Below are 21,359 nucleotides of genomic sequence, written 5' to 3'. Positions count from 1 at the left end.
ATTGTTTAAATTACAGCGTAGTCCAAATGTTTGTTTTATGAAAATATCCAGATTTCCCGTTATCCCTTATCCGGCGAATTTATTGAAATGTACTTTACTGATGTTGTTGACAGCCGCGTGTAAGTTACCCGTAAAAGTAACGGCAGATAAACAAAATATCATCCCCACTTTTGATGGGCATCATTTGGTCAGGGTTAGGAAGGAGGGGCTACAGTTAACATTTGGTGACAACTTTACTTTTTATAAAGTAACCGACAAATCCGGGAAATACTTCGGGAAATCTTTGCATCAGGCACTGAAGATGGAAGACACTATCCTTTTAATGGGAACTGCTTCTTCGGGCGTGGAGGTGTACCTGTTGAAGGGGGGAGGTTTGGATGCAAATAAAAATGGAATGTATTTATCGGATTCCTTGCCGGCAGAAGATACCCGGTTGTTTGAGCAGGTCTTTTATGATACCGGTTCAGGTTTAACAGCGATGTATGATTTTTATAAAACAAAACAATATTCACTGGTTTTTCATTTGAACACCCGGGCCGATAAAGAGGAGGCAAGGAAAAAATTTGTCGCAGCCGCGCGTGAGATCGCTCGATCGCTGCAGTTACAGATACCGGTCATGGGTATTAATTTTTTTGACATAGATAAAGATGCACGGGGGCCGGATAAAAATGTTTATGTCACTACAGCAAGCGATATTGCTACTCTGGAGGGTTACCTGGATAAAGCACTGACCGATAACGAAAGGGATATGTTGCTGCAATGCCTGGCCACCAAGTATACTTTGGTTGGAAATGCACAGAAAGCCGGGGAGTATACAACACAACGTTTACCGGTAAGGACCGTTTCGCTGAAAGACAGCATCGGTTTTAATATTACAGCTGCCGGGGCGTATATATTGGAGCAGGCAGTTACGCAGAAGGCGCTTTTTTTTAACGAATCACATGTAGACGTAAGAACAAGGATATTCCTGGCAAGCCTGTTGCCGGGGTTAAAAAAACTGGGATATAATAAACTGGCACTGGAAGCACTCGGTAGGGATAGTGTAACGGCAGGTGCTATTGAAAATGGATATTATACCTGTGAGCCCAATTACGGAAATCTTATCAGGATAGCACTTGCCGAAGGTTTTACGCTCATTAACTATGAAGATACTTCCGGAGTTAGCGAATGGAACCACAGGGATTCTGTACAAGCATTTAACATCACACAGAAACTGAAAAATACAACAGACACCGGTAAACTAATCGTATTGGCAGGGCATGATCATATTTTCAAACAAGTGGACAATGCAGCTGTTGTTCCCATGGCCGTATATTTCCAACGGATGTCAGGTATTAACCCGTATAGCATTGACAGTGATAACGCCAACAGGGTGAGATATACCGGTATAGACAATTCCATGCCTTATATTTTATGCCGGCATATGATTCCGGTCAATAAAAGACCATTGCGCTATGATTTGCAGGTGCATTACCCGAATAACCTGGTTGATGACAATATAGTGCCTACCCCTTGGAATGTTCCCATTATATCTGCGCCGGTTGACATGTTATTGTTGGTTTATTCATGGCAGGAATATAAAGAAAGCGGCCGGATCAATGGACTGGTACCGGTTTACGCATCTTACCCCGCAAGTACAGCTGTTCATCTTCCGCTGAAAAGTGACAGCTATTGGCTTTGCCTGTTTGATAAAACCGGGAAATTGCTGTGCCAACAAAGAATCAATATTCCCTGACCAGATGCATTATTCATTCCACGTATGTCTTGCCCGAAAAGGCGATTGCTGCTATCTTTCCCGGCTTTTTCCGATCCGGGTTTTCATCCTTTAAATATTTACTGCTCGATAAATATATTTTGAATTTATGATTTTGTTAACTTATCTTGCATTCGTAAATGGGAACATTTTATCAAGAGCATTTTGAGAAGAGTAGCTGTTTAATAAGCCAGCTTTGCTATATGAGAGAAAGTAAATGAAATTGACCAAAATAAGGGCCTGCTTAGATTTCCCTGACCTTTTGTGTAATTGTTGAAGCTAAACATGAATTTCAAACAACGATCGATTAAAAAAAACATTTAAGGTAATACTGTAGTTGGTTTTTGTTGACTGCTTTCCATGAAAGCAGCGGAGAGGGCTTTGTCTGTACTACCAAAAGCAATTCAGCTTAGAGAAAATATAAACGTGAGCATTTGACTCATCCTCCCGGATGAGCAGAGGAATCTATTTATCTAAACCAAAATCCATCACCATGAGAGGAGTTCTACTTCTATTGGCACTGCTATGCTCCGGAATAGCCGGGCTGCAGGCTCAAAACAGGACCATCACCGGTTCGGTAACCGACGCAAAAGACGGGCATGCATTGCCTGGAGTAACTGTACAGGTTAAAGGTACAGCTATCGGCACCGTTACTAATGCATCCGGCGCCTTCACTGTATCGGTACAGGGGCAACAACGGGTGCTTCGTTTTTCATTCGTTGGTTATGAAGAACAGGAAGTGACATTGGGTGACAAGACTGATGTCCGTGTAGTATTGAAACAAAATGATAAAGTACTGGATGAAGTACTGGTCGTAGCTTACGGCACACAGAAAAAAGCAACCTTTACAGGATCTGCTGCAGTAGTGAAAGCGGAAGTACTGGCAGAAAGACCGGTTACCTCTTTTGAAAAAGCGTTGCAGGGCAATGTTTCCGGTGTAACGGTACAAAGCGTGTCCGGCCAGCCGGGTGGTGCTACTACTATCCGTATCCGTGGTGTGGGCGGCTTCGGTACCAGCACCAACGCTAACGCCAACGGCAGCCCTTTATATGTAGTAGATGGTATCGCCGTTACTACGGGCGACTTTACACAGGCTACAGCTACTGCCGACGTACTGGCCACTCTCGATCCTAAGGATATTGAAAATGTAACGGTGCTGAAAGATGCCTCTGCTGCTGCACTCTATGGCTCCCGCGCAGCTAATGGCGTTGTATTGATCACCACCAAAAAAGGTAAAGCAGGCCGTATCAGTGTAAACGTGACCGGTAGCAATGGCTGGGCCGGTATCGCTGTCGACAGGCACGATTTCCTGACAGGAGAGGAATACTTCAAATACTGGTGGGATGCCCGCTACCGGAAAGAAATAGCCGGCGGCGCTACTGCTGCTGATGCAGCTACTAAAGCCAACGCAGGTACGATCGCCGTTTTACAGGCCAATCCGTTCAGCAGCACCACTCCTTATGATGCGAACGGTAACCTGACACCCGGTACTACCAAATATTATGACACCGACTGGAGAAATGCGGTAACCAGAACCGGCCTTACCCAGGATTATGGTATCAACGTTTCCGGTGGTACGGATAAAACCAATTACTATTTTTCTGCTGGTTACTTTGATCAGAAAGGGGTAGTACTGGCATCCGACTTCAAACGTTATAATACTAAACTGAACCTGGAAACAAGGGCAACGGACTTCCTGAAGTTTGGCGTGTTCACTACTTTCTCTTCTACAGAACAAAACACCCCTCCGGGATCAACCGGTTCTGCGAACCCGATTTTCTTCGCTGACAGGGTAGCTCCGGTATATTCCCTCTACCAGCGCGATGCCAGCGGTAATCCAATCGCAGATCCTGCCGGTGGTTTGGCTTATAACTATATCAACCCGGTGATGAAGGATTATAACCCGGTTGGTTTGAGCAAATCCAATATCTACAACGTTAAAACACTGAGAGCTATCCTCTCTGCTTATGCGGAAGTTAATTTCCTGCAGCATTTCACCTTTAAATCACAGGTGGGCGCCGATGCGGTTGACCTGCGCGAAAGCCGCTACTACAACCCCCTCAATGGAGATGGTAAAGCAGTGAACGGCCGTAGCAACAAATACGCGCCAAGAGATACCAGAACAACGATCGTTAATACACTGATATTTGATAACCGTTTTAATAAACATCACGTGAACGTACTGGCGGGGCAGGAAGCATTTAAATATGTTTATACCAACCTCACAGCAGGTTCTACCGGTTTCCCGTTTGAAGGTATCTCTGAACTGGGTGCTGGCTCTACTGCTTCCAACCCCACATCAGACCGTACGGAGAAAAAATTCAACTCTTATTTCTCCAGGGTTAACTACGATTTCGACGGTAAATATATTCTCTCCGGAAGCCTCCGTACAGATGGCTCTTCTATCTTCGGAGAGCAGAAAAGATATGGTATATTCTGGTCTGTAGGTGGTGCCTGGCTGATCTCCCGTGAGAACTTCATGAGCAGTACCGCAGGCTGGTTGAATGAACTGAAAATTAAAGGCAGCCACGGTTTGAGCGGTGCTGACAATATCGGTCGTTATGACCGCCTGGACCTGTACGATGCCGGCGCCAACTACAACGGTCAGGCAGGTACGAAATATACACAGCTGGGTAACCCTGTTCTCCGTTGGGAACGTGCTATCACCACAGATGTGGGTATCGAAGCCTATTTTATCAACAGAATCCGCGTGGAAGCAGGGTACTATCGTCGTGGTTCTGATGGACTGCTGTTTGATAAACCACTGTCCATGACCACCGGCTTTGAATCAGTGAAAACAAACCTGGCTAAACTGAATAACACCGGGTTTGAAGCTTCCGTAGAGGCCAATGTGATCCGTAAAAACGATTTCACCCTGGACCTGGGCGCTAACTTCACCAGCAACCGTAACAAAATTGTTTATCTGACCGGCATCGACTCTATGATTGCGCCAACCGGCAGCAAACTCTGGAAAGTAGGTGGAAACCGTTATCAGTTCTTCCTGCCGGATTATGCAGGGGTAGATCCTGTTGATGGAAGACCCATGTGGTATATGAACGAAACGGATAACAATGGTAATCTGACCGGCAAACGTACTACTACCAAACAATACACACAGGCCAGCCGCTATCAGATGGGTAGCTCCCTGCCTAAATTCTATGGCGGTTTCAATCTTAAAGCTACCTACAAAGGATTTGACCTGAGCGCGATGTTGTTCTTCAACTATGGCAACAAGATCTATGATTCTTATCTTCAGGCCCTCTCCAACGACGGTGCTAACCCTGGCACCAACATCGCCAGAGATGTGGCCGCCCGTGCATGGCAGAAACCAAATGACATGACTGATGTTCCACGTTTTATGCAGGGAAATACAGATCTGGGCTCCAGCACTTCTTCCCGTTTCCTGTTCGATGGTTCCTACATGCGCCTGAAAACAGTGAACCTGGGTTACAGCCTGCCTAAATCCCTGTTGTACAGCGCGCATATCCAGCGTGCAAGAATTTATGTGGCCGCAGAAAACCTGTTTACATGGGCCAAACATAAAGGCATGGACCCTGAAGTGGAAGTGGATGGTTTTTACGGAAATGATATCCCTAACGTAAAAACATTTACTGTAGGCGTTAACATCGGATTCTAAACCTTGTAAAAAGTCAATCATGAAGAAGAATTTATATATCACATATATGCTTGCAGCGGGACTTGCGTTCTCTGGCTGTAAGAAATCTTACCTCGATACGTTCCCGGCGGTCTCTATTGAATCGTCCGGCGCGTTTAGCTCACCTTCACGTGTAAACGCTGCAATGATCGGGTTATATGACCTGATGCAGCCCAGCCAGTTTACCAACCACATCTTCCTCACGGCAGATGTGAAAGGTGGTGACGAACTGATCGTACTGGCGGGTAACTATAACCGTTTTGTAACGGAATACCAGTTTACGGAAGTGGCAAACGGTGGTACCGGCGCCCTTTCCTTTATATTCTGGAAGAGAGCTTTTGAAATGATTTCCAGCTGTAACCAGGCTATCACCAACATACCTAAAGCGCCTATTGCAGAAGACGTTAAAACGGACTACCTCGCAGAAGCCCGTACATTGAGAGCATGGGCCAATCACCAACTGGTACGCCTATACGCACAACCCTATGCCGTAAATCCTGATGGTGTCGGTATCCCTAAAGTGGACAAACCACTGAAAGCAGACGATCCTACACCAACCCGTTCTTCTGTAAAGGATATCTACGCTTTCATGCTGGATGACCTGAAGTTCGCGGAACAAAGCCTGTCCAATAAACGCACCAACAGCTACCGTATTACGCTCAACGCTGTGTATGCGTTACAGGCACGCCTGTACCTGGATATGGGCAAATGGGCAGAAGCCAGCGCCTACGCTAAAAAAGCACGCGCCGGTTTCCCACTGGAGCCGGGAACTACATTGCTGAAAGGTTTTGTGGACAAAACACCCGAATGGATCTGGGGACTGAACTACCGTACGGATGATAACACCGGCTTCCTGATGCTGGCATCCTTCCAGGAACCGTATGATATCGGTTACAGCACTTTCCGTGCATCCAAATCATTCCTGACCCTTTTTGCGGACAACGATATCCGTAAAAAACAGTTCTATGTAAACGTAGGCAAAGTGGCCAATGGTAAAGGGGATGCGCTGCAACGGGATGATATTGTATTTTCCCGCGACGGTTACCTGATGAATAAATTCTACTACAGAAGCACACTGGACCTGGATATGCCATTGATCCGTTCTGCCGAAATGTACCTGGTTGAAGCAGAAGCCGAATCTGAACTGAATAATGATGCAGCGGCACAGACGGCGTTATTTGAGGTGCAGAAAAGAGCGATTACCGGTGCTGTAAAATCAGTGAATACCGGTGACGCGCTGAAAACGGAGATAGAAAACGAACGCCGCAAAGAACTGTTCGGCGAAGGATTCCGCTTCTTCGATATCATCAGACGTAAGAAAACACTGACAAGAGACGCTGCGGATCACTGGAAACCAATTGTACTGCAACCCAATGACACGCACAACGTATTGCCTATTCCACAGCGTGAGCTCGATATCAGCCACCTGGAACAGAATAAGGGTTATAACTAACGGATGGATTTAGATATGATAAATATCCCTGGTGACGAAAGTTGCCAGGGATTTTTTATCGTGGATAATACGCGTAATAACAAGGCGCTCTTATCAAGCGCCTTGTTCTCCTCTTCTTATTTGGGGTTATAATATTCTTTTGGATATAGAAAGCCCTACCCGCCAATAATCGCCATCGGCAAACGGGTTGTTAATACCGCCGGGACCTGCAATAAACCCAAATTCCGTTGTTCGTCGTTTACCGGCGTAACCGCTGAAACCAAACATAAACTCAACTCTCTCTTCTTTATAGTAGTCCTGACCATTGGAAGCATTCGCCTTATAGCCGGCGTACAGTTCGTGACCCAGGCGGAAAAGCAGGTAGCCGAAGCCGAATTTACCGCTGGAGCGCGTAGCCTGTGATAACTGCCGCATGTCGGTAGCATAGGCGTTTAACACACCAAGGTACCAACGGACTTCAGGGCTGAATATGACGCCTGCAGAGGCAATGTCTGTATTGTCGTTGCGTTGCTGGTATCCCAACGGACGTTGGTACCGCAGCTGACCGGGTGAAAAATATACTTTGTTCATAAACAGGCCAGGTGTTATATGCGCCTTGTAACTGCCGGGAAAATAGGTGTTGGGAAAATCCAGGTTGACATCAACTCCGCCTGTGAGGGAAAGGCCAAAATTATTGTTGGTAAAGGGTAGCGAGCGGCCGCGGCTAAACCAGAAATTACGTGTGTATAACAGGCTGAGGGTATTATCGCTGATAATTTCTGGTATGGCGTCATATTTTTGAGTGCCATACCCCGTATACCGTGAAGCCTCATCCGAAAGAAAGAGCGCAGACGCAGTCAGTTTGATAACGAGGCTGTTATTGAGCCATGGTTCCTTACTGTATTGTTTGGTTTTACTTTCCTGGGAGAGAGAAGCGAAACCTTTTTCATTTTTTTCCTTTACCATTTGTACGAACTCACCTGGCACGGTGAGATTGAGGTTGCGGTTATAGGCTTTCCGGTTGTATTTGTGATAGAGTTGCAACATACGGTTGCTATTGACATAATCATCATTTTGTAATGCAGTGTAGGCCATCACCAGGTAAGAGAGAGAATATTTAGGGTATTGTATCATAGCCTGCTCCGCTTGTCCGAAGGCATTATCGTAACGCGCTTCGCCCAACTCTTTCACTGCCCCCTGGAGCAATTGCAGGGATTGTTTCTGACGCAGCATTTTATTGGTCTGCCCTTCTTTGATAGAATTGGATATTTCACCGGCGAACATTCCGGCGGCACGGCCAACATCGTTATATGATAGCTGGGCCCACAGCGGCAGGCTTCCGGCTGTGAATGTAAGTGCCAGTAATAAATGTTTTTTCATGATAGATACCAGGTTTGAATTATTTAATGATGGAATAGGAAAGCTCCCAGGCTGGCCGCTCACCCCGTATTTCCGTCCAGAAGTTGCCTGTGCTGATGGTTTCTCCGGGAGGTAGCTCACCATTCCAGGAGATATAAAAGTTGTTCCAGAAGGTAGATCCGTCCCGGTCAAATCCAAAACAATGGCCGGTTTCCCCATGCGGACTAATATGTGTTTTAGCATTAAGACCGGGACTGCCCATCACATAACCCCTCAGCAGCAGGCGCCGGCCTCTTTTGTTGGTAATAGTGCACGTCGCCTGGTAATAGTATCCACAAAATAGAATTACTTCTTTCGAGGTATTGACGTAGGTACAGGACCTGCTGTCTTTAGTGGAGAGCGTATACTGTACTGTTAGCAGGGAATCGTCGAATAGCACCACCTGGTAGTCTCCGCCGCCGCCGCAATTAACCGTTTTGTTTTTCTCTTTTTCCCTTTCCAGGGCTTTGAGAAAGCCATTTTTAGCTGTTTCCTTCAAATCAGTTTCCTGTTGCGCCTTTTCATCTGCCAGGTCAGACAACTGCTGATCGAGTGCCTGGCTTTTACCAGTGCTTTGTTGCAGGCCGCTGCTAAATCCGGAAGAGAACTGGTCGCCATCGGCCTGTGTAAAAACAGGTTTGGGAAATGGGGGCGGAGGGAGAGCTATGGCTGGCCTGTTTGCTGTGGTAGGGGCAGGGATGGCTATCTTGACCGGTTTGGGCGGTGGCGGTGTAGCTACAGTAGCCGGTTGGGGAGTGGTGTTGGAATATGCGGGGGAGGAATAGGTTTTTTGGGAAGACTTACCTCCCTTGGGCGGCACATATTTTTCCGGCCGCGCATCTTTGGCTAGTGTCGCTTTGCCCTGGGATAATACCTGCTCAGGCCAATAAAATAATGCACAGATAAGAATAAAAAGTAGTAACTTTTTCATGGTTTTTTTCTGTCAGCACAAAAATAGCGTCGTTGTGAGCAGAGGACAATAGCCATTTATAGCTATTGCTGAATATTTCAACCATCACCTATGAGCAAAAAAAATTACCGGGGAGGCCAGTTCGAACAAACGTATGAAGGGCACCTGCAAAGTATTTGCCGTGAAAATGAAAAAATCAATGAACAGCAGGTCCGTGCTGCCGTTTCGGGGTTCGACAGCCTTGGTGCCGGCATCCTTCACACCCAACCTTTATTTTACGCAATTGACTACACGCAGGCCAGCTACCGGCTGATGACCAGCGCTACCCGTGAACTGGTAGGCGAACCATCTGAAGCCTTCCTGGAAGGCGGAATCCCCAAATTGCTGGACATATATCACCCCGAAGATTTCAAAGTGTACAACGAACATGTGTTCAGCACCAATATGGCATTTCTGCGTTCGCAGCCGGTGGAAGACCATCACCGGTTTGTGTTTTCCTATAACTTCAGGGTACGGCATCGCAGCGGGCGCTATATACCCATTTACCAGCGGGGCTCTTATCTCACTTCCCCCGATACTGGCCTGCCTTTGTACAGCATCGGGATGGTGATGAACATAACACCTTTTAAGAAAGATTTTTTAATGCACCATACTATTGAAAAAACCAGTACTGCCGGTTGTGATTTGCTGGAAGCCCATACCTATTACCCCCGTGAGGAAGACAGGCTACTTTCTGTCAGGGAACAGCAAATTCTGCAATACATGGCTGATGGCTGGTGCAGTAAACAGATAGCGGACCGTCTCAATATTGCGGAAAATACCATTGCCAACCACCGGAAAAATATGCTGAAGAAAACCAGTACTAAAAATGTGGCGGAGCTGGTGGCTTTTGCCTGCAAACGTGGTCTTATTTAATCTCCCATATGCAATTATCGATTTCAACAAAAGGAAACGGCCCCAGGACGCTCGTATTCCTTCACCAGGCCTGTGGTTCGCATCGCACCTGGGATAAGCAGGTGAATGATCCCTTACTGGAGCAATATACCCGTATCTGCATTGATTTCCCCGGACACGGTGCATCCGGTCCGGCTGATGTATATAGTTTGCCCCTATTGGGCAACGTATTGGCGGATACCTTGCAACAGCTGAAGTTGGACGAGTACATCCTTGTCACTATATCCCTGGCCGGAAGTGTTGCGGCGGAAGCGCTGCCACAGCTAAAAGGCTGTAAAGGACTATTCATCGCCGGCGGTTGCCTTTTGGGAGGAGCAATAACACCGGCTACTGTCATGATTCCATTTGAACACGCGGCTGTTCTGTTTGAAGCTACCCCTCCTGAAGAACGGCTGCAGGGATATGTATCCGGCCTGGTGGCAGTGCCGGCCACTGAAACACTGCAAGTGCTTACGGCAGACTACCGGAAAACTGATCCTGCATTCAGGTCCGGTCTGGCGGCCTCCCTGGGCAGAGGTGAATGGAGTAACCAGATCCTTCAGGTGGAAGAGGCGGGCATTCCTGTGGCATTTGTGTATGGCAGCGAGGAGCGCATCATCGATAATAGCTATCTTGATACGGTGTTGCCAGGGAAATGGCGGGGAGGCGTACATACGCTACCTGCCGCAGGTCACCTCACCAGCCTCGATCAACCGGAAGAATTTAACCGGCTGCTGGCTGCTTTTGCCAAAGAAGCATTTAACGAAGACTAAAAACACCAAGGTACAAACAACCATTTGTGGCCTTGTCAATTGGAATAGTACCGGGTAATTACCAACCAGGGTTTTGTTCTGATACTTTGCCGGCCGCCGTTATTTCAGCCACGCTACCAGGGTAACAGCGCTCAGCCAACCCATGATCAGCACCACGCACCATCCTGCTACCTGCATCCATACCGGATACCGGTAGTCGCCCATCAGTTTCTTTTTGAGTGAGGCAATTAATATCACCGCCAGGGCTACGGGTAAGATAAGCCCGTTGAATGCACCGGCTGTAATTAAGAGCCGTACCGGGTTTCCAATGAAAATAAAAATGATGGTGGAGAAAATGATAAAGAAAGAGATAATCCAGCGTTCGTATTTCGGCACCAGCGGATGGAACGTTTTAAGAAAAGATACAGAGGTATAGGCGGCGCCTACTACGGAGGTAATCGCAGCGCTCCACATCACCACGCCGAAAAACCGGTAGCCAGCCATACCGGCGACTATACGAAATACGGAAGCCGGCGGATTGTTGCTGTCCAGGGTAAAACCTTTGGCTACTACGCCCAGGGTGGCCAGGAATAGCACGGTACGCATAATACCGGTGATGATGATACCACTGACAGCGCTCCTGTTGACCAGCTTTAATTGCCCGGTGCCGCTGATACCGGCATCCAGCAGCCGGTGGGCGCCGGCAAAACTGATATAGCCGCCAACGGTACCGCCTACCAGGGTCACGATGGCTTTGGTATCTATCACGGAAGGCCAAAACGTTTGCCGGATGGCATCTCCAAGGGGAGGGTGGGAGCTGACGGCAATGTAGATGGTCAGCAATACCATCAATAACCCCAGCCAGCGGGTAAACTGGTCGAGCATATAACCCATTTCCTTTATCCAGAAAACAAACAAGGCAATGGCGCAACTGAGTAAGGCGCCATAGGTGGGATCTATACCGGTGATCACCTGTATACCCAGTCCGCACCCGCCTATATTACCGATGTTGAAGGCCAGTCCGCCGAGTACTACCAGCGCTGCCAGCAGGTAGCCCAGTCCGGGCAGCAGATCATTAGCCAGGTCCTGTGCGCGGCGTTCCGTGATGGCCAGTACCCGCCATATATTGAGCTGCGCGCCGATATCCAGTAAGATGGATATCAGTACCACAAAGCCGAAAGCTGCGCCCAGCTGCCAGGTGAAAACGGTGGTCTGGGTAAGGAAGCCCGGTCCGATAGCGGAGGTAGCCATCAGGAAAGCGGCGCCCATAATGGCGGTAGATTTCTGTTTACTCACGGATGTTGGATCGTTAAATGATGATGAAGCAAGGCGGTATGTATGGCACGGGCATATTCCAGGGCGTGGGCGCCATCGCCGTGGAGGCAGATGGTTTCCGCTTTCAGGGGAATAATTTTTCCGGATTGGGCAGTCACGGTTTGTCGGGTGACCATCTGCAATACCTGCTCAACGGCCAGCGTTTCGCTTTCAATCATGGCGCCCGGTTGTGAGCGGGCGGTCAGTGAGCCGTCATCCTGGTAGGTTCTGTCGGCAAATACTTCGCTGACGGTTTTCAGTCCGGCGGCTGCGGCTTCACTGATCAGCAGGCTGTTACTCAGGCCGAACAGGCGTAAGCGGTTGTCAACATCCTTCACTGCTTTGGCAATGATCTTCGCCATCGCGGGGGTACGGGCTGCCATATTATACAGGGCGCCATGTGGTTTTACATGATACAACGGTGCTCCATAGGCGCGGCAAACGGTTTGCAGCGCATATATCTGTGTGGTCACCAGGTCGTACAGCGCGGCATCTGTGAGTTGTAGTTCCCGGCGTCCGAAGTTTTCGGGATCTGCAAATCCGGGATGTGCGCCGATGGCGACGGAATGTTCCATAGCCAGCAGCACGGTTTTTTTCATCGTATCAGCATTACCGGCATGATAGCCACAGGCGATGTTGGCGCTGCTGATAAAGGGCATAATGGCGGCGTCGTTGTCCAGCCCTTCGCCCATGTCGCAGTTAAGATCAATATAATTCATATGGTGGTAACCATTTTTCCAAACGTAACTGACAGGCATGTTGCAGGTAGCGGATGGCTCTTTCCTGTTGAAATAACATTTCTTCCGCCGCTTCCTGGCCGATAGTACTGAACTGCAAAATTTGCCCCGGTTGATATTGAGCCAGCGCGGGCATATCGGCGGTAATAACATGGGCCACTACCGGGTAACCGCCCGTGGTCTGATGGTCGGCCATCAGGATGATCAGCTGGCCGTCGGGGAGTAGCTGTATAGCGCCTTTGCAGATGCCGGAAGACAGCTGTTCAACTTTGCTACGGGTATGCAGGGATGTACCGCTTAACCGGAATCCCATCCGGTCGCTATGTTGACTTACCCGGAAACTGCCGGTGAGGAGTTGTTGTTGGGAAGAGTCGTCCAGCATATCCCAACAAATACCCGGTAATATACGGATGGTGTCCTGCTTATTATACAGATGACCGGTGGCGGCTTTCCAGGGGAATAAGTCCGTTTGTGCTTTACCGGTAGGCGGCAGCGGTAGGCGGACGGCGAGTTTATCCCCTTTCCGGAGGGCCCTGCCTTCAAAGCCTCCCTGCGCTGCTTTAAGATGGGTGCTGTAGCTGCCAAGCCAGGGTGTCAGTGAAAAGCCATGGCGAACGGCCAGGTAACAACGGGCGCCTGTAGCTAGCTTGTTAAAAGTTAGGATGGCGCCTGCGGGAACATAACGTGGCTGATGTAACGGTAAGGCCTCGCCGTTGACAGCAGCGCTGAAATCGGCGCCTGATAAAGCTATCAGGGCAGGCGTTTCAAACAGGTATTTACCTGCGGGGAAATGTAATTCCAGCAACGCTTCATCAGCCGGGTTACCGGTAAGCGCGTTTGCTACAGACATGGCTATACGGTCCATGACGCCGCCCGGGTTAATGCCCAGGTGTTGAAAACCATACCTGCCTTTGTCCTGTATCGTATCCAGGAGGCCCTGATGTAATACTACTATGCTCATTGCTCCTGTTGTATCTGTTTGAAAACGTCCAGTGTTATTGGTATGAACTGCACACGGTCCCCCGGCCGGCAATAACAGGGATCGCTGTGGCGGGCATCAAACATCCGCAACGGCGTTTGTCCGATGATATTCCAGCCGCCGGGTGATGCCAGCGGATAGATGCCCGTTTGCAGGCCTGCGATACCCACGCTGCCGGCGGGTACCTTTAGCCGTGGTTGTGCTTTGCGCGGTGTTGCCAGCGCCGGGCAGACTTCTCCCATATAAGGAAATCCCGGCAGGAAACCGGTCAGATATACGGTGTATATGGTTTGTGTATGCCAGGTGATGATATCCGCGATGGTGACATGCCGGGATGCGGCCATCTCTGTTATATCCAGCCCCAGTGAAGGATCGTAACATACCGGGATTTGCAGCTCCCGGGGAGCGGGGAAAGAGATGCTTTCCCGCGATGTTGTTTTCTCCCGGATATAGCCTGTTATCCATCGTAATCCGGAGATGCGCTCGTAGCGCCTGATCTGTGCCGTATCATACACAATCGTTAAAGCCGCATATGCCGGTATCAGGTCAAGGATATAGGGAGATGACGGAACGCGGAGGTGATGGTAGATGCGCATCACTTCCTGGTGTATCGCCGGGTCTATTTTCTGCTCCCATCTGAGGGTAACAGCACGGTCTCCAAGCGGGTGTATGACATAGTCGGGATTCATCGTAACAAGATAGTGCTTTTAGCGCGGAAAAAACGCCGCCCCCTTTTTAGTGGTGGAACTGCCGGACTCTTGCTTCCCAATGCACTGACAACGGATAGTCGACGCCGGTATACCCCCGGCGGACGGTTGTTTATACCGGCGCAAAATTAAATTAACCATCCCCTTATTGCAGCGAATAATATTTGCGCTATATTTATGCTTCCTTTGAAAAGTCATGCCCAAAAACTCAATAAGTGAAAACTATCACTGAAATTGCCGAAAACACGCAGTTATTCGATTACGATCATTGGAACAGTCAACTTCCTGCGTTAAGCAAAGATTACCAGGGAGCCAGTCCTTACCCCCACATTGTTTTAGAAAATTTCCTGAACCCGGATGTATTGAGTACATGCGCCAGGGAATTTGATAAATTAAATGAAGAAGAGGGATGGATCAACTATGTTCACTACAATGAAAACAAAGCGGGATTGAATAAACTCGATTTGTTGCCGCCTACCATCAAGCGGACTATCAATGAATTGAATTCCCCGGAATTCCTGGAGTTTCTCAGTGAACTGACCGGCATAAAAGGGTTGATGAAAGACGACCTGCTCGAAGGCGGCGGCATCCATCAATCCAAGCGGGGAGGCTATCTGAACATCCATGCCGATTTTACGGTACATCCGCACCACCGCCACTGGCAACGCCGGGTAAATGTGCTCGTGTATCTCAATCCGGACTGGGTGGAGGAATGGGGTGGTAAGCTGGAACTGTGGGATACACAGATGAAAGCTTGTGAAAAGAAAGTGCTGCCCGTTTTTAATCGTTGCGTGATCTTTAATACAGACGCCGATTCCTATCACGGTCACCCGGAACCTACTACCTGCCCGGAAGACCGGCACCGGAGATCTATCGCGCTGTATTATTATACCGAAGAGGCACAGCCTTTCCGCAGAGCAACCCATTACATGGTGCGTCCGGGTGAAGAGAAGAAAAAATGGATGGTGAAGCTGGATAATACTATGGTGGCTGTTTATACGGAAATCAAAGGCATGCTGGGATCAAACGATAAAGTGATCAGTAACGTATTACGGTTCTTCTCCCGTAAAAAGAAGTAACAGCAGGTTATTTAAAGATAGCTACTACCTGTCTTTCCAGTGAAGACAGGTAGTAGTTGTTTAGCCGCGTTATTTAGATTTCATTTCTTTTAACACGTTTTTGCACTCCATACACAAAATTGGGATACCGGTTGGTTTCTTTCGTGCTCCAGTCAATATTGCCCCTCATGATTGCCTGCAGGCATTGTTTGTATCGCTGTATTTCCGTTTCATAGCCGGTAAACAATTGATGTGAATGAATGCTCATCAACCGGAGAAACTGCCTCATATCGGCGGTATAGAGCCGGCGGGTTTGTTTCATCGCCTGCTTTAGGTTGATATCGTGTTCCCGCATCATAATCAACACCATGTTATGATAGTCCTGATGCCCGATTTCTTTCATCACCGAAAACATATCATTGGCAAGACAAACCGTTATTTGACATAACCTGGTTATCTCCTGAAAATAGGGAAGCTCAAGGATTGTGTTAGGGATGTAAACCTGCTCTATGATTTCAATCATGTCGGAAGAAGTATGGGCGGCTCCCAGGAAGGGACGCATCGTATAGAAACCGGCAACAGAAGGTATTTGCCGTGCGGAAAAATTATCGTGCGCCCATAAGGCAGCATCAAACATCTTCCTGATACCTGCGGTGAATTTCGCCTGCCAGGCCGGTGTACTGATGGTTTTTACCTTGCTCCATACATCATTCAGGGCTGCAAGGTGCCCTGTTGGCGGAAGCGGGGCATCATACTCCCCTTTCATAATAAGCAGACAGGCATCAATGAATTTGCTAAACCGCTCTCTGCTGCTAATAATCAGGTCTTTGTTATCCTGGTGGTCCATACGATCATCCATCGCAAATAACAATGTATTAAACTGGTCGGCAATAAAAAACCGCTCCTGGGAAGCGGTTGGATAAAAGCGGGCAGTCATGTAAGTTAGGTTGTCTTTCAGGTAGGCGTCGTAGTCGCTCCCTTCGTGTAGCCTGAATTTCCGGACCCACTTCCGGGTGTTTTCCTTTGACTGTTCAGCAAATTGGTTGACAAGCGGGGGGAATGGAGCTAGCAGCTCCGGAATTTTTTGCGTTCTCATAACTTATTTTTTTACAGTAGATAAAAATATACCTACAGTAAGTTATTACACCGCGGTAGGATTTACAATGGATTTATGTATGTATGCTTGTTTTTTTCCTGATTTAAAATTTTCTCAATAGCTTTTTTGAGCACCGAAGGAGAAACAGGTTTTAACAGATAGTCTTTTGCACCGGCTTTTAAGGTACCAGCTACGAAATCCGGTGTGGCCGTTCCGGAAACGATGATGACCGGAATATTTGCCGCGGATTTTACAGTTTTGAGCTGCTCCAGCACCTCGATAGCACTTGTCTGTGGTAATGAACCATCCAACAGAATAATGTCCGGTATGTTTTCCTGAATAATCTGTTGTGCCTGGGGAAAGCTGTCTGCTTCATAGTGCGTTATTCCCAGCTGTTTCAGATGCATTTTCATGATGGACCGGCTCAGTATTTCATCTTCTATATACAAGGCAGAAATCCCTGAAATCTGCATCAACAAGCTCTCTTCAGATTTTTTCTGCCCGAAAGCAGGGAGGGAGGTTACCTTCACGGGAAGCTGTACGGTAAAAGTTGTGCCTTCGTTTACTTTACTGGTGACCGTAATTTCTCCACCCATCTTTTCAATTAATGCTTTGGTAATAGGCAGTCCCAGACCATTCCCTTCATAGTATTTATTCGGACCTTTATAAAAAGGTTTGAAGATATCGGCCTGTTGTTCTTCCGTTAAACCTTTCCCTTGATCACAAATTTTCAACTCCAGTATGTTGGCTTTAAAGCCAACCATCAATTTCACCGTTGTTTTTTCCTGGGTGAATTTGATAGCATTCGTCAGCAGGTTTCCGGCCAGGCGCTTCAGTTTGGATGCATCTGCAATGATTGTCTGCGGTAGATCAGGTTGCTTAAGAGTGGTAAAGGTGACATTCCGCTGAACGGCTTGCTCCGTGAAAAACTCTGTCAACTCCGTGATGAACTGTTCCAGATGGAAGGCTTCATTTACCAAAACCCTGTTGGCGCCAGATTCAATCTCGCTCCAGTTGAGCACATTCCCTACAAGATCCAGTAGTTCTCCGGTGGCCAGCCTAAGCAACTGGAAATGTTTTACTTCCATTACCAGGGCCTCATCTGGTTGGTGGTGTTGTATAGATGGTTTATAATGTTCGGTGATACCATAGATAACGTTCAGGGAGCTACGCATCTCATGCGTTACAAATGAAGTGTAATTTTGTAATTCTTCTCTGGCTTTCTGCAATGCGGCTGTGTTGATGTCAATTGCCTTTTGCTTTGCGTGAAGCTGTTTCATGTAGAAGTAAATCATGATGGAGTTAAGAAACAATACCGTTCCTATAACCAGCCTCCGGAGAATCTCCTCATATTGATAGGATAAGGCAATTGGCTGGATGAATTTAAACTGATAATTTAGTTCTAACGTGAGTATAATCGATACGACGAAAAATAAGGCTGCTATTTTTACTCGTTTTTCGCTGAATATTAATAAGGCAATTAAGCTAAGAAAAAGACCCATGGCCCAAATGGGAGCAGCGGGGGTTAATATTAACCCGAAGTAAAGAACGGCAAAAGATTGCAGAGCAAAGCAGAGCGTGACCGCCGCAAACAGCTTATTCCGGTATTTCAGCAGGGGTACGATGAGAAATAAAATACTTTCCGCCAGGCCGGAGTAGATTATTATTTTTTGACCCGACATACCATATAGTAGCGTGGCCATGATGGCTGCCAGGGCGGAGGTAGAATAAGAAAGAATATTGATGATGCGCCCGATGGCTTTACTCGCTTCAGGTGCTAAAATAAACGCCTCCTTGTTAGGAGCGTTATTTATCAGTGGTTTTATCATTGGGTCGTTCTGTTAGGGTTGCAGAAAATTGAATGATGCCTCTCAAATATCCTGATAGATATTACCGGTACTAACAGAGAGCGAAGTGTTGCAGGTCATTTGAGTTTTTAACCTCCGGTAATGATAGTCCTTTCCAAAAGTGGAATTAGTAATACCTAATAAACAGTTGTTTGAAAAAGGTTATTTGAGATACATAAATACAGTTGATCTAAAATACAATTTTTTTAACACAATGACAGTATGAATTTTTATTTGTAAGTGATTTATATTTATTATTTTATATAGTATTGTATTTTTTATGTAACATGAACAAGATAGGTTGTTGTGGGGACGCACAAAAAAGCCGCCCCGTGTATACAGAGCGGCTAAAATGGTAAGCACGATATAATGGCAGTTACGGTGTAACGGTAGACTTACCCGGCACTTCTCTCTTCAGGAACACAAATCCATTTTTACGATAAAGTTCCTGTAGATTGTATTGTTTGTAATCATCCACCCGGTCTACTTTGGTAACAAAGTAGGTAGGTTTATCAATATCGCCGCTCAACAGCCAGGATTCTTCATAGGAGTTTTGATTCGCCGGTTTTTCTTTGTGTGTGTAGAAGAAAGGCGCGTAGCTCCAGTACCCCAGGCAGGTGACATAACAATCTTCTCCCTGTCGCTGCTCAAAGAATTCAATTGCCGCGGCTTGTGAATACTTTTCTACTTTCGGAACGATGATCGCTGCTGCCATAAAGATAACCAGGCCTGTTCCCACAAAGTAAGTGGTGGCGGCATTGATAAAGGCACGTTTGCGCAGCTGTCTTAATCCCACGATGATCGTCACCACCATTAAAATACCCACGGAGCCTTCCAGTCCGCTCCAGTGTACATCGGCAGCCATGTTGGCCTGTGCAAAGGTGTCGTGTACATACGGGATCAGCCGTTTGATATTTAAGGCTATCAGCGTAACGGCCAGCAGCACTATGGCAATAATTGTTCCCAGGATAGTGGTGAGTGCACCCACATATTTTTTGTAGTCCATTTCCTTCCGGTCCCATTTATAAAAGGAATACGCAGCCAGGAAAGTAATCGGGAACCAGGCCAGGGAAGAGTAGTGGATAATACGCGACTGTACAATGGTAAACAGGACCGTCACCACCCAGAACAACATAATCATCCACATCTTAAAATCTTTATCATACCGGCTGCTATAGTGGCCTTTGAAGAAGGCCGGAATGGCAAAAAGAGAAGCCGGGAAACAACCGATGAGCAGCACAATGTAGTGATACCCGAAGAATCCTGCCTGTCCCGCATCATGGGTGGTAAAGAGGCGGTATTGGTACTTCAGGAACTCAGTAATAAACCAGGGACCGTTTTTAGCCGTTTCATATCCATACCAGGTTAAGGTAACCAATGCCGTAACGAGGAGGAACAGCAGGGCATGCCCCCAGTTGAAAAATATCCTGAACCGGTTGTAGAGGAAGTATACACCCAGTACCAGCAGGAACACCATCAGGGCTACCTGCCCTTTGGTGAGAATGGCCAATCCCATAAAAATACCCGACCAAACGGCGTAAAACACTGGTTTTTTGTTCAGGTCTTCTTTATCAAATCCATTCCGTTTCCAGTGATACAATATAAAATAGTAAAGGGCCAGGAAGGTAAACAGGTTAAACCAAGGGTCAATGATACCGGACTTAAAGTACATATTAGGGAAAAGAGACCCGCCGAAAGCCAGCGCCCAGAGGATGCCGAATTTCCGGTCATATAACCGGGTACCACATACGAAAAGCACAATCAGGGTCACGATGCCACAAATGGCATTGGGAAACCTTGCTGCAAATTCATTGATCCCGAATATCTTCATGGACAGACTTTGCATCCAGAAAAACATAGGTGGTTTTTCCCAGAATGGCTTAAAGTTGACATAAATCCGGGTATAATCGTCCAGTTTGAGCATTTCCCTGGAACACTCGGCAAAGTTGATTTCATCCCAATCGAACAAATGCACACGCCCCAGGAAAGGAATGAAAAAAAGGGCCGCAATCACTGCCAATATGAGAATGGTGGATAGTTTGGGTGTACGCATATGTACTATATGTAAATGATTGTATTAAACAAATATATGTTCATAAACTATCATTTGCAAATCCGGCACGTTTGTTTGGCCTGGTATCCAAACGAACCCTTCGGGTTGTTATTTTTTCAAAAGCGTATCCGCCAGATGGATAGCCTGGTCCTGTTGTTTAATATATCCCTCAATCTGTTGGATAGCTGGCAGGTTGGTCTGCTGGTATTTTTCGATAACAGGCAAGGTTTTTACAATTTTCAAAGCGGTATGGAGGTCTGAAATGTTGATATCCTTAGCGGCCAGCACTTTCAGTAGTTCATGGTGCCGGGCAACGCGAGCATCGTACTTTGCCAGGTGGCTGGCGATGATGAGTTTTATTTTGTCTCTCAATAGTGAGTCCCTGATTTCGGAAACATGGGTGTCTGTAGATTCAAAATAGGATTGCATTCTCCCGTGAAACCTGTTGAATGATTTAACGGAGTCGTTTTTGCTGCGATTAAGATCATTTATTTGGGCTTCCAGCATGTGCAACCCAGTGTCTTTGCTGAGTAGTTCCTCGTAAAGGACATCAACTAAATCGCCGGCTCGTGGTCCTTTTGAGACAATTTCATAAGAGCTTTTTTCTTTGAATGCCTTGGGTGTTTCTGGTTGGGGCGTTTCCTGTGTAGTGTTGTCTTTGCAGGAAGCAAGCAGGAGTACTAAAGCTGTTGATAGGAATATTTTTGTTGTCATATACGGGAGAATAGGTTTTAA

General features: G+C 47.2%; 16 protein-coding genes. 6 read left to right on the top strand and 10 right to left on the bottom strand.

Annotation, left to right across the window (positions count from 1 at the left end):
* The first annotated feature begins 37 nt into the window (after nt 1-37).
* The 3 genes from ICL07_RS05235 (at nt 38) to ICL07_RS05225 (ending at nt 6,861) form a co-directional block, all read left to right on the top strand.
* On the top strand, nt 38-1,735 hold the full coding sequence (locus ICL07_RS05235) for a hypothetical protein (protein ID WP_188086866.1): 1,698 nt from the start codon (nt 38-40) through the stop codon (nt 1,733-1,735).
* Between the two features lie 511 nt (nt 1,736-2,246).
* Nucleotides 2,247-5,390, top strand: coding sequence for a SusC/RagA family TonB-linked outer membrane protein (locus tag ICL07_RS05230; RefSeq protein ID WP_188086865.1), 3,144 nt, complete (start codon nt 2,247-2,249; stop codon nt 5,388-5,390).
* A 19-nt stretch (nt 5,391-5,409) separates the two neighbouring features.
* Entirely contained in the window at nt 5,410-6,861 is a 1,452-nt protein-coding gene (locus tag ICL07_RS05225) for a RagB/SusD family nutrient uptake outer membrane protein (protein ID WP_188086864.1), read from the top strand.
* Nucleotides 6,862-6,987: 126 nt separating this feature from the next.
* Here the strand turns inward: ICL07_RS05225 and ICL07_RS05220 are convergent, their stop codons facing one another.
* Together ICL07_RS05220 and ICL07_RS05215 are read right to left on the bottom strand one after the other, a co-directional pair.
* The gene (locus ICL07_RS05220; protein WP_188086863.1) at nt 6,988-8,220 is read right to left on the bottom strand and encodes a hypothetical protein; all 1,233 of its coding nucleotides are present in this window, start codon (nt 8,218-8,220) and stop codon (nt 6,988-6,990) included.
* Between the two features lie 19 nt (nt 8,221-8,239).
* On the bottom strand, nt 8,240-9,169 hold the full coding sequence (locus ICL07_RS05215; protein ID WP_188086862.1) for a hypothetical protein: 930 nt from the start codon (nt 9,167-9,169) through the stop codon (nt 8,240-8,242).
* A 90-nt stretch (nt 9,170-9,259) separates the two neighbouring features.
* Between ICL07_RS05215 and ICL07_RS05210 the strand changes: the two genes are divergently transcribed.
* Entirely contained in the window at nt 9,260-10,063 is an 804-nt protein-coding gene (locus ICL07_RS05210) for a LuxR C-terminal-related transcriptional regulator (protein ID WP_188086861.1), read from the top strand.
* 8 nt (nt 10,064-10,071) lie between these two features.
* Nucleotides 10,072-10,854 (top strand): alpha/beta fold hydrolase, encoded by a 783-nt coding sequence (locus ICL07_RS05205; RefSeq protein WP_188086860.1) that lies wholly within the window; start codon nt 10,072-10,074, stop codon nt 10,852-10,854.
* A 99-nt stretch (nt 10,855-10,953) separates the two neighbouring features.
* Here ICL07_RS05205 and ICL07_RS05200 read toward each other — a convergent pair whose 3' ends face one another.
* From ICL07_RS05200 to pxpB, 4 genes are read right to left on the bottom strand one after another with little or no spacing between them, the layout of a single operon-like run.
* Entirely contained in the window at nt 10,954-12,129 is a 1,176-nt protein-coding gene (locus tag ICL07_RS05200; RefSeq protein WP_343070977.1) for an NRAMP family divalent metal transporter, read from the bottom strand.
* The gene (locus tag ICL07_RS05195) at nt 12,126-12,866 is read right to left on the bottom strand and encodes a 5-oxoprolinase subunit PxpA (protein ID WP_188086859.1); all 741 of its coding nucleotides are present in this window, start codon (nt 12,864-12,866) and stop codon (nt 12,126-12,128) included. Before ICL07_RS05195 ends, ICL07_RS05200 begins: the two co-directional genes overlap by 4 nt.
* Complete coding sequence (locus ICL07_RS05190) at nt 12,853-13,845, bottom strand: 5-oxoprolinase subunit C family protein (RefSeq protein ID WP_188086858.1); 993 nt, start codon at nt 13,843-13,845, stop codon at nt 12,853-12,855. Before ICL07_RS05190 ends, ICL07_RS05195 begins: the two co-directional genes overlap by 14 nt.
* A complete protein-coding gene (pxpB, locus tag ICL07_RS05185; protein ID WP_188086857.1) occupies nt 13,842-14,552 on the bottom strand; it encodes a 5-oxoprolinase subunit PxpB in 711 nt (236 codons plus the stop codon). The genes ICL07_RS05190 and pxpB overlap by 4 nt, the downstream gene beginning before the upstream one ends.
* A 233-nt stretch (nt 14,553-14,785) precedes the next feature.
* Here pxpB and ICL07_RS32680 point away from each other — a divergent pair, with 233 nt between their 5' ends.
* Nucleotides 14,786-15,649 carry a 2OG-Fe(II) oxygenase gene (locus ICL07_RS32680; RefSeq protein WP_343070976.1) on the top strand — a complete coding sequence of 288 codons (864 nt, stop codon included), beginning with the start codon at nt 14,786-14,788 and terminating at the stop codon, nt 15,647-15,649.
* Between the two features lie 73 nt (nt 15,650-15,722).
* Here the strand turns inward: ICL07_RS32680 and ICL07_RS05175 are convergent, their stop codons facing one another.
* From ICL07_RS05175 to ICL07_RS05160, 4 genes are all read right to left on the bottom strand, one after another.
* Nucleotides 15,723-16,724 carry a terpene synthase family protein gene (locus ICL07_RS05175; protein ID WP_188086856.1) on the bottom strand — a complete coding sequence of 334 codons (1,002 nt, stop codon included), beginning with the start codon at nt 16,722-16,724 and terminating at the stop codon, nt 15,723-15,725.
* A 62-nt stretch (nt 16,725-16,786) separates the two neighbouring features.
* Complete coding sequence (locus ICL07_RS05170) at nt 16,787-18,553, bottom strand: ATP-binding response regulator (RefSeq protein WP_188086855.1); 1,767 nt, start codon at nt 18,551-18,553, stop codon at nt 16,787-16,789.
* 394 nt (nt 18,554-18,947) lie between these two features.
* Nucleotides 18,948-20,624, bottom strand: coding sequence for an ArnT family glycosyltransferase (locus ICL07_RS05165; protein WP_188086854.1), 1,677 nt, complete (start codon nt 20,622-20,624; stop codon nt 18,948-18,950).
* 108 nt (nt 20,625-20,732) lie between these two features.
* Nucleotides 20,733-21,338 carry a hypothetical protein gene (locus ICL07_RS05160; RefSeq protein WP_188086853.1) on the bottom strand — a complete coding sequence of 202 codons (606 nt, stop codon included), beginning with the start codon at nt 21,336-21,338 and terminating at the stop codon, nt 20,733-20,735.
* Nucleotides 21,339-21,359 lie beyond the last annotated feature (21 nt).

It is taken from the genome of Chitinophaga qingshengii (assembly GCF_014529935.1).
Classification (GTDB): domain Bacteria; phylum Bacteroidota; class Bacteroidia; order Chitinophagales; family Chitinophagaceae; genus Chitinophaga; species Chitinophaga qingshengii.
Note: the sequence above shows the minus strand (reverse complement) of the source record. Positions and strands in the feature narration are given on the sequence as shown.

Coding starts and splice junctions, on each gene's coding strand:
- ICL07_RS05235 (WP_188086866.1), top strand. CDS start 38: ATGAAAATATCCAGATTTCCCGTTATCCCTTATCCGGCGAATTTATTG.
- ICL07_RS05230 (WP_188086865.1), top strand. CDS start 2,247: ATGAGAGGAGTTCTACTTCTATTGGCACTGCTATGCTCCGGAATAGCC.
- ICL07_RS05170 (WP_188086855.1), bottom strand. CDS start 18,553: ATGATAAAACCACTGATAAATAACGCTCCTAACAAGGAGGCGTTTATT.
- ICL07_RS05160 (WP_188086853.1), bottom strand. CDS start 21,338: ATGACAACAAAAATATTCCTATCAACAGCTTTAGTACTCCTGCTTGCT.
- ICL07_RS05195 (WP_188086859.1), bottom strand. CDS start 12,866: ATGAATTATATTGATCTTAACTGCGACATGGGCGAAGGGCTGGACAAC.
- pxpB (WP_188086857.1), bottom strand. CDS start 14,552: ATGAATCCCGACTATGTCATACACCCGCTTGGAGACCGTGCTGTTACC.
- ICL07_RS05165 (WP_188086854.1), bottom strand. CDS start 20,624: ATGCGTACACCCAAACTATCCACCATTCTCATATTGGCAGTGATTGCG.
- ICL07_RS05225 (WP_188086864.1), top strand. CDS start 5,410: ATGAAGAAGAATTTATATATCACATATATGCTTGCAGCGGGACTTGCG.
- ICL07_RS05210 (WP_188086861.1), top strand. CDS start 9,260: ATGAGCAAAAAAAATTACCGGGGAGGCCAGTTCGAACAAACGTATGAA.
- ICL07_RS05175 (WP_188086856.1), bottom strand. CDS start 16,724: ATGAGAACGCAAAAAATTCCGGAGCTGCTAGCTCCATTCCCCCCGCTT.
- ICL07_RS05205 (WP_188086860.1), top strand. CDS start 10,072: ATGCAATTATCGATTTCAACAAAAGGAAACGGCCCCAGGACGCTCGTA.
- ICL07_RS05215 (WP_188086862.1), bottom strand. CDS start 9,169: ATGAAAAAGTTACTACTTTTTATTCTTATCTGTGCATTATTTTATTGG.
- ICL07_RS05190 (WP_188086858.1), bottom strand. CDS start 13,845: ATGAGCATAGTAGTATTACATCAGGGCCTCCTGGATACGATACAGGAC.
- ICL07_RS05220 (WP_188086863.1), bottom strand. CDS start 8,220: ATGAAAAAACATTTATTACTGGCACTTACATTCACAGCCGGAAGCCTG.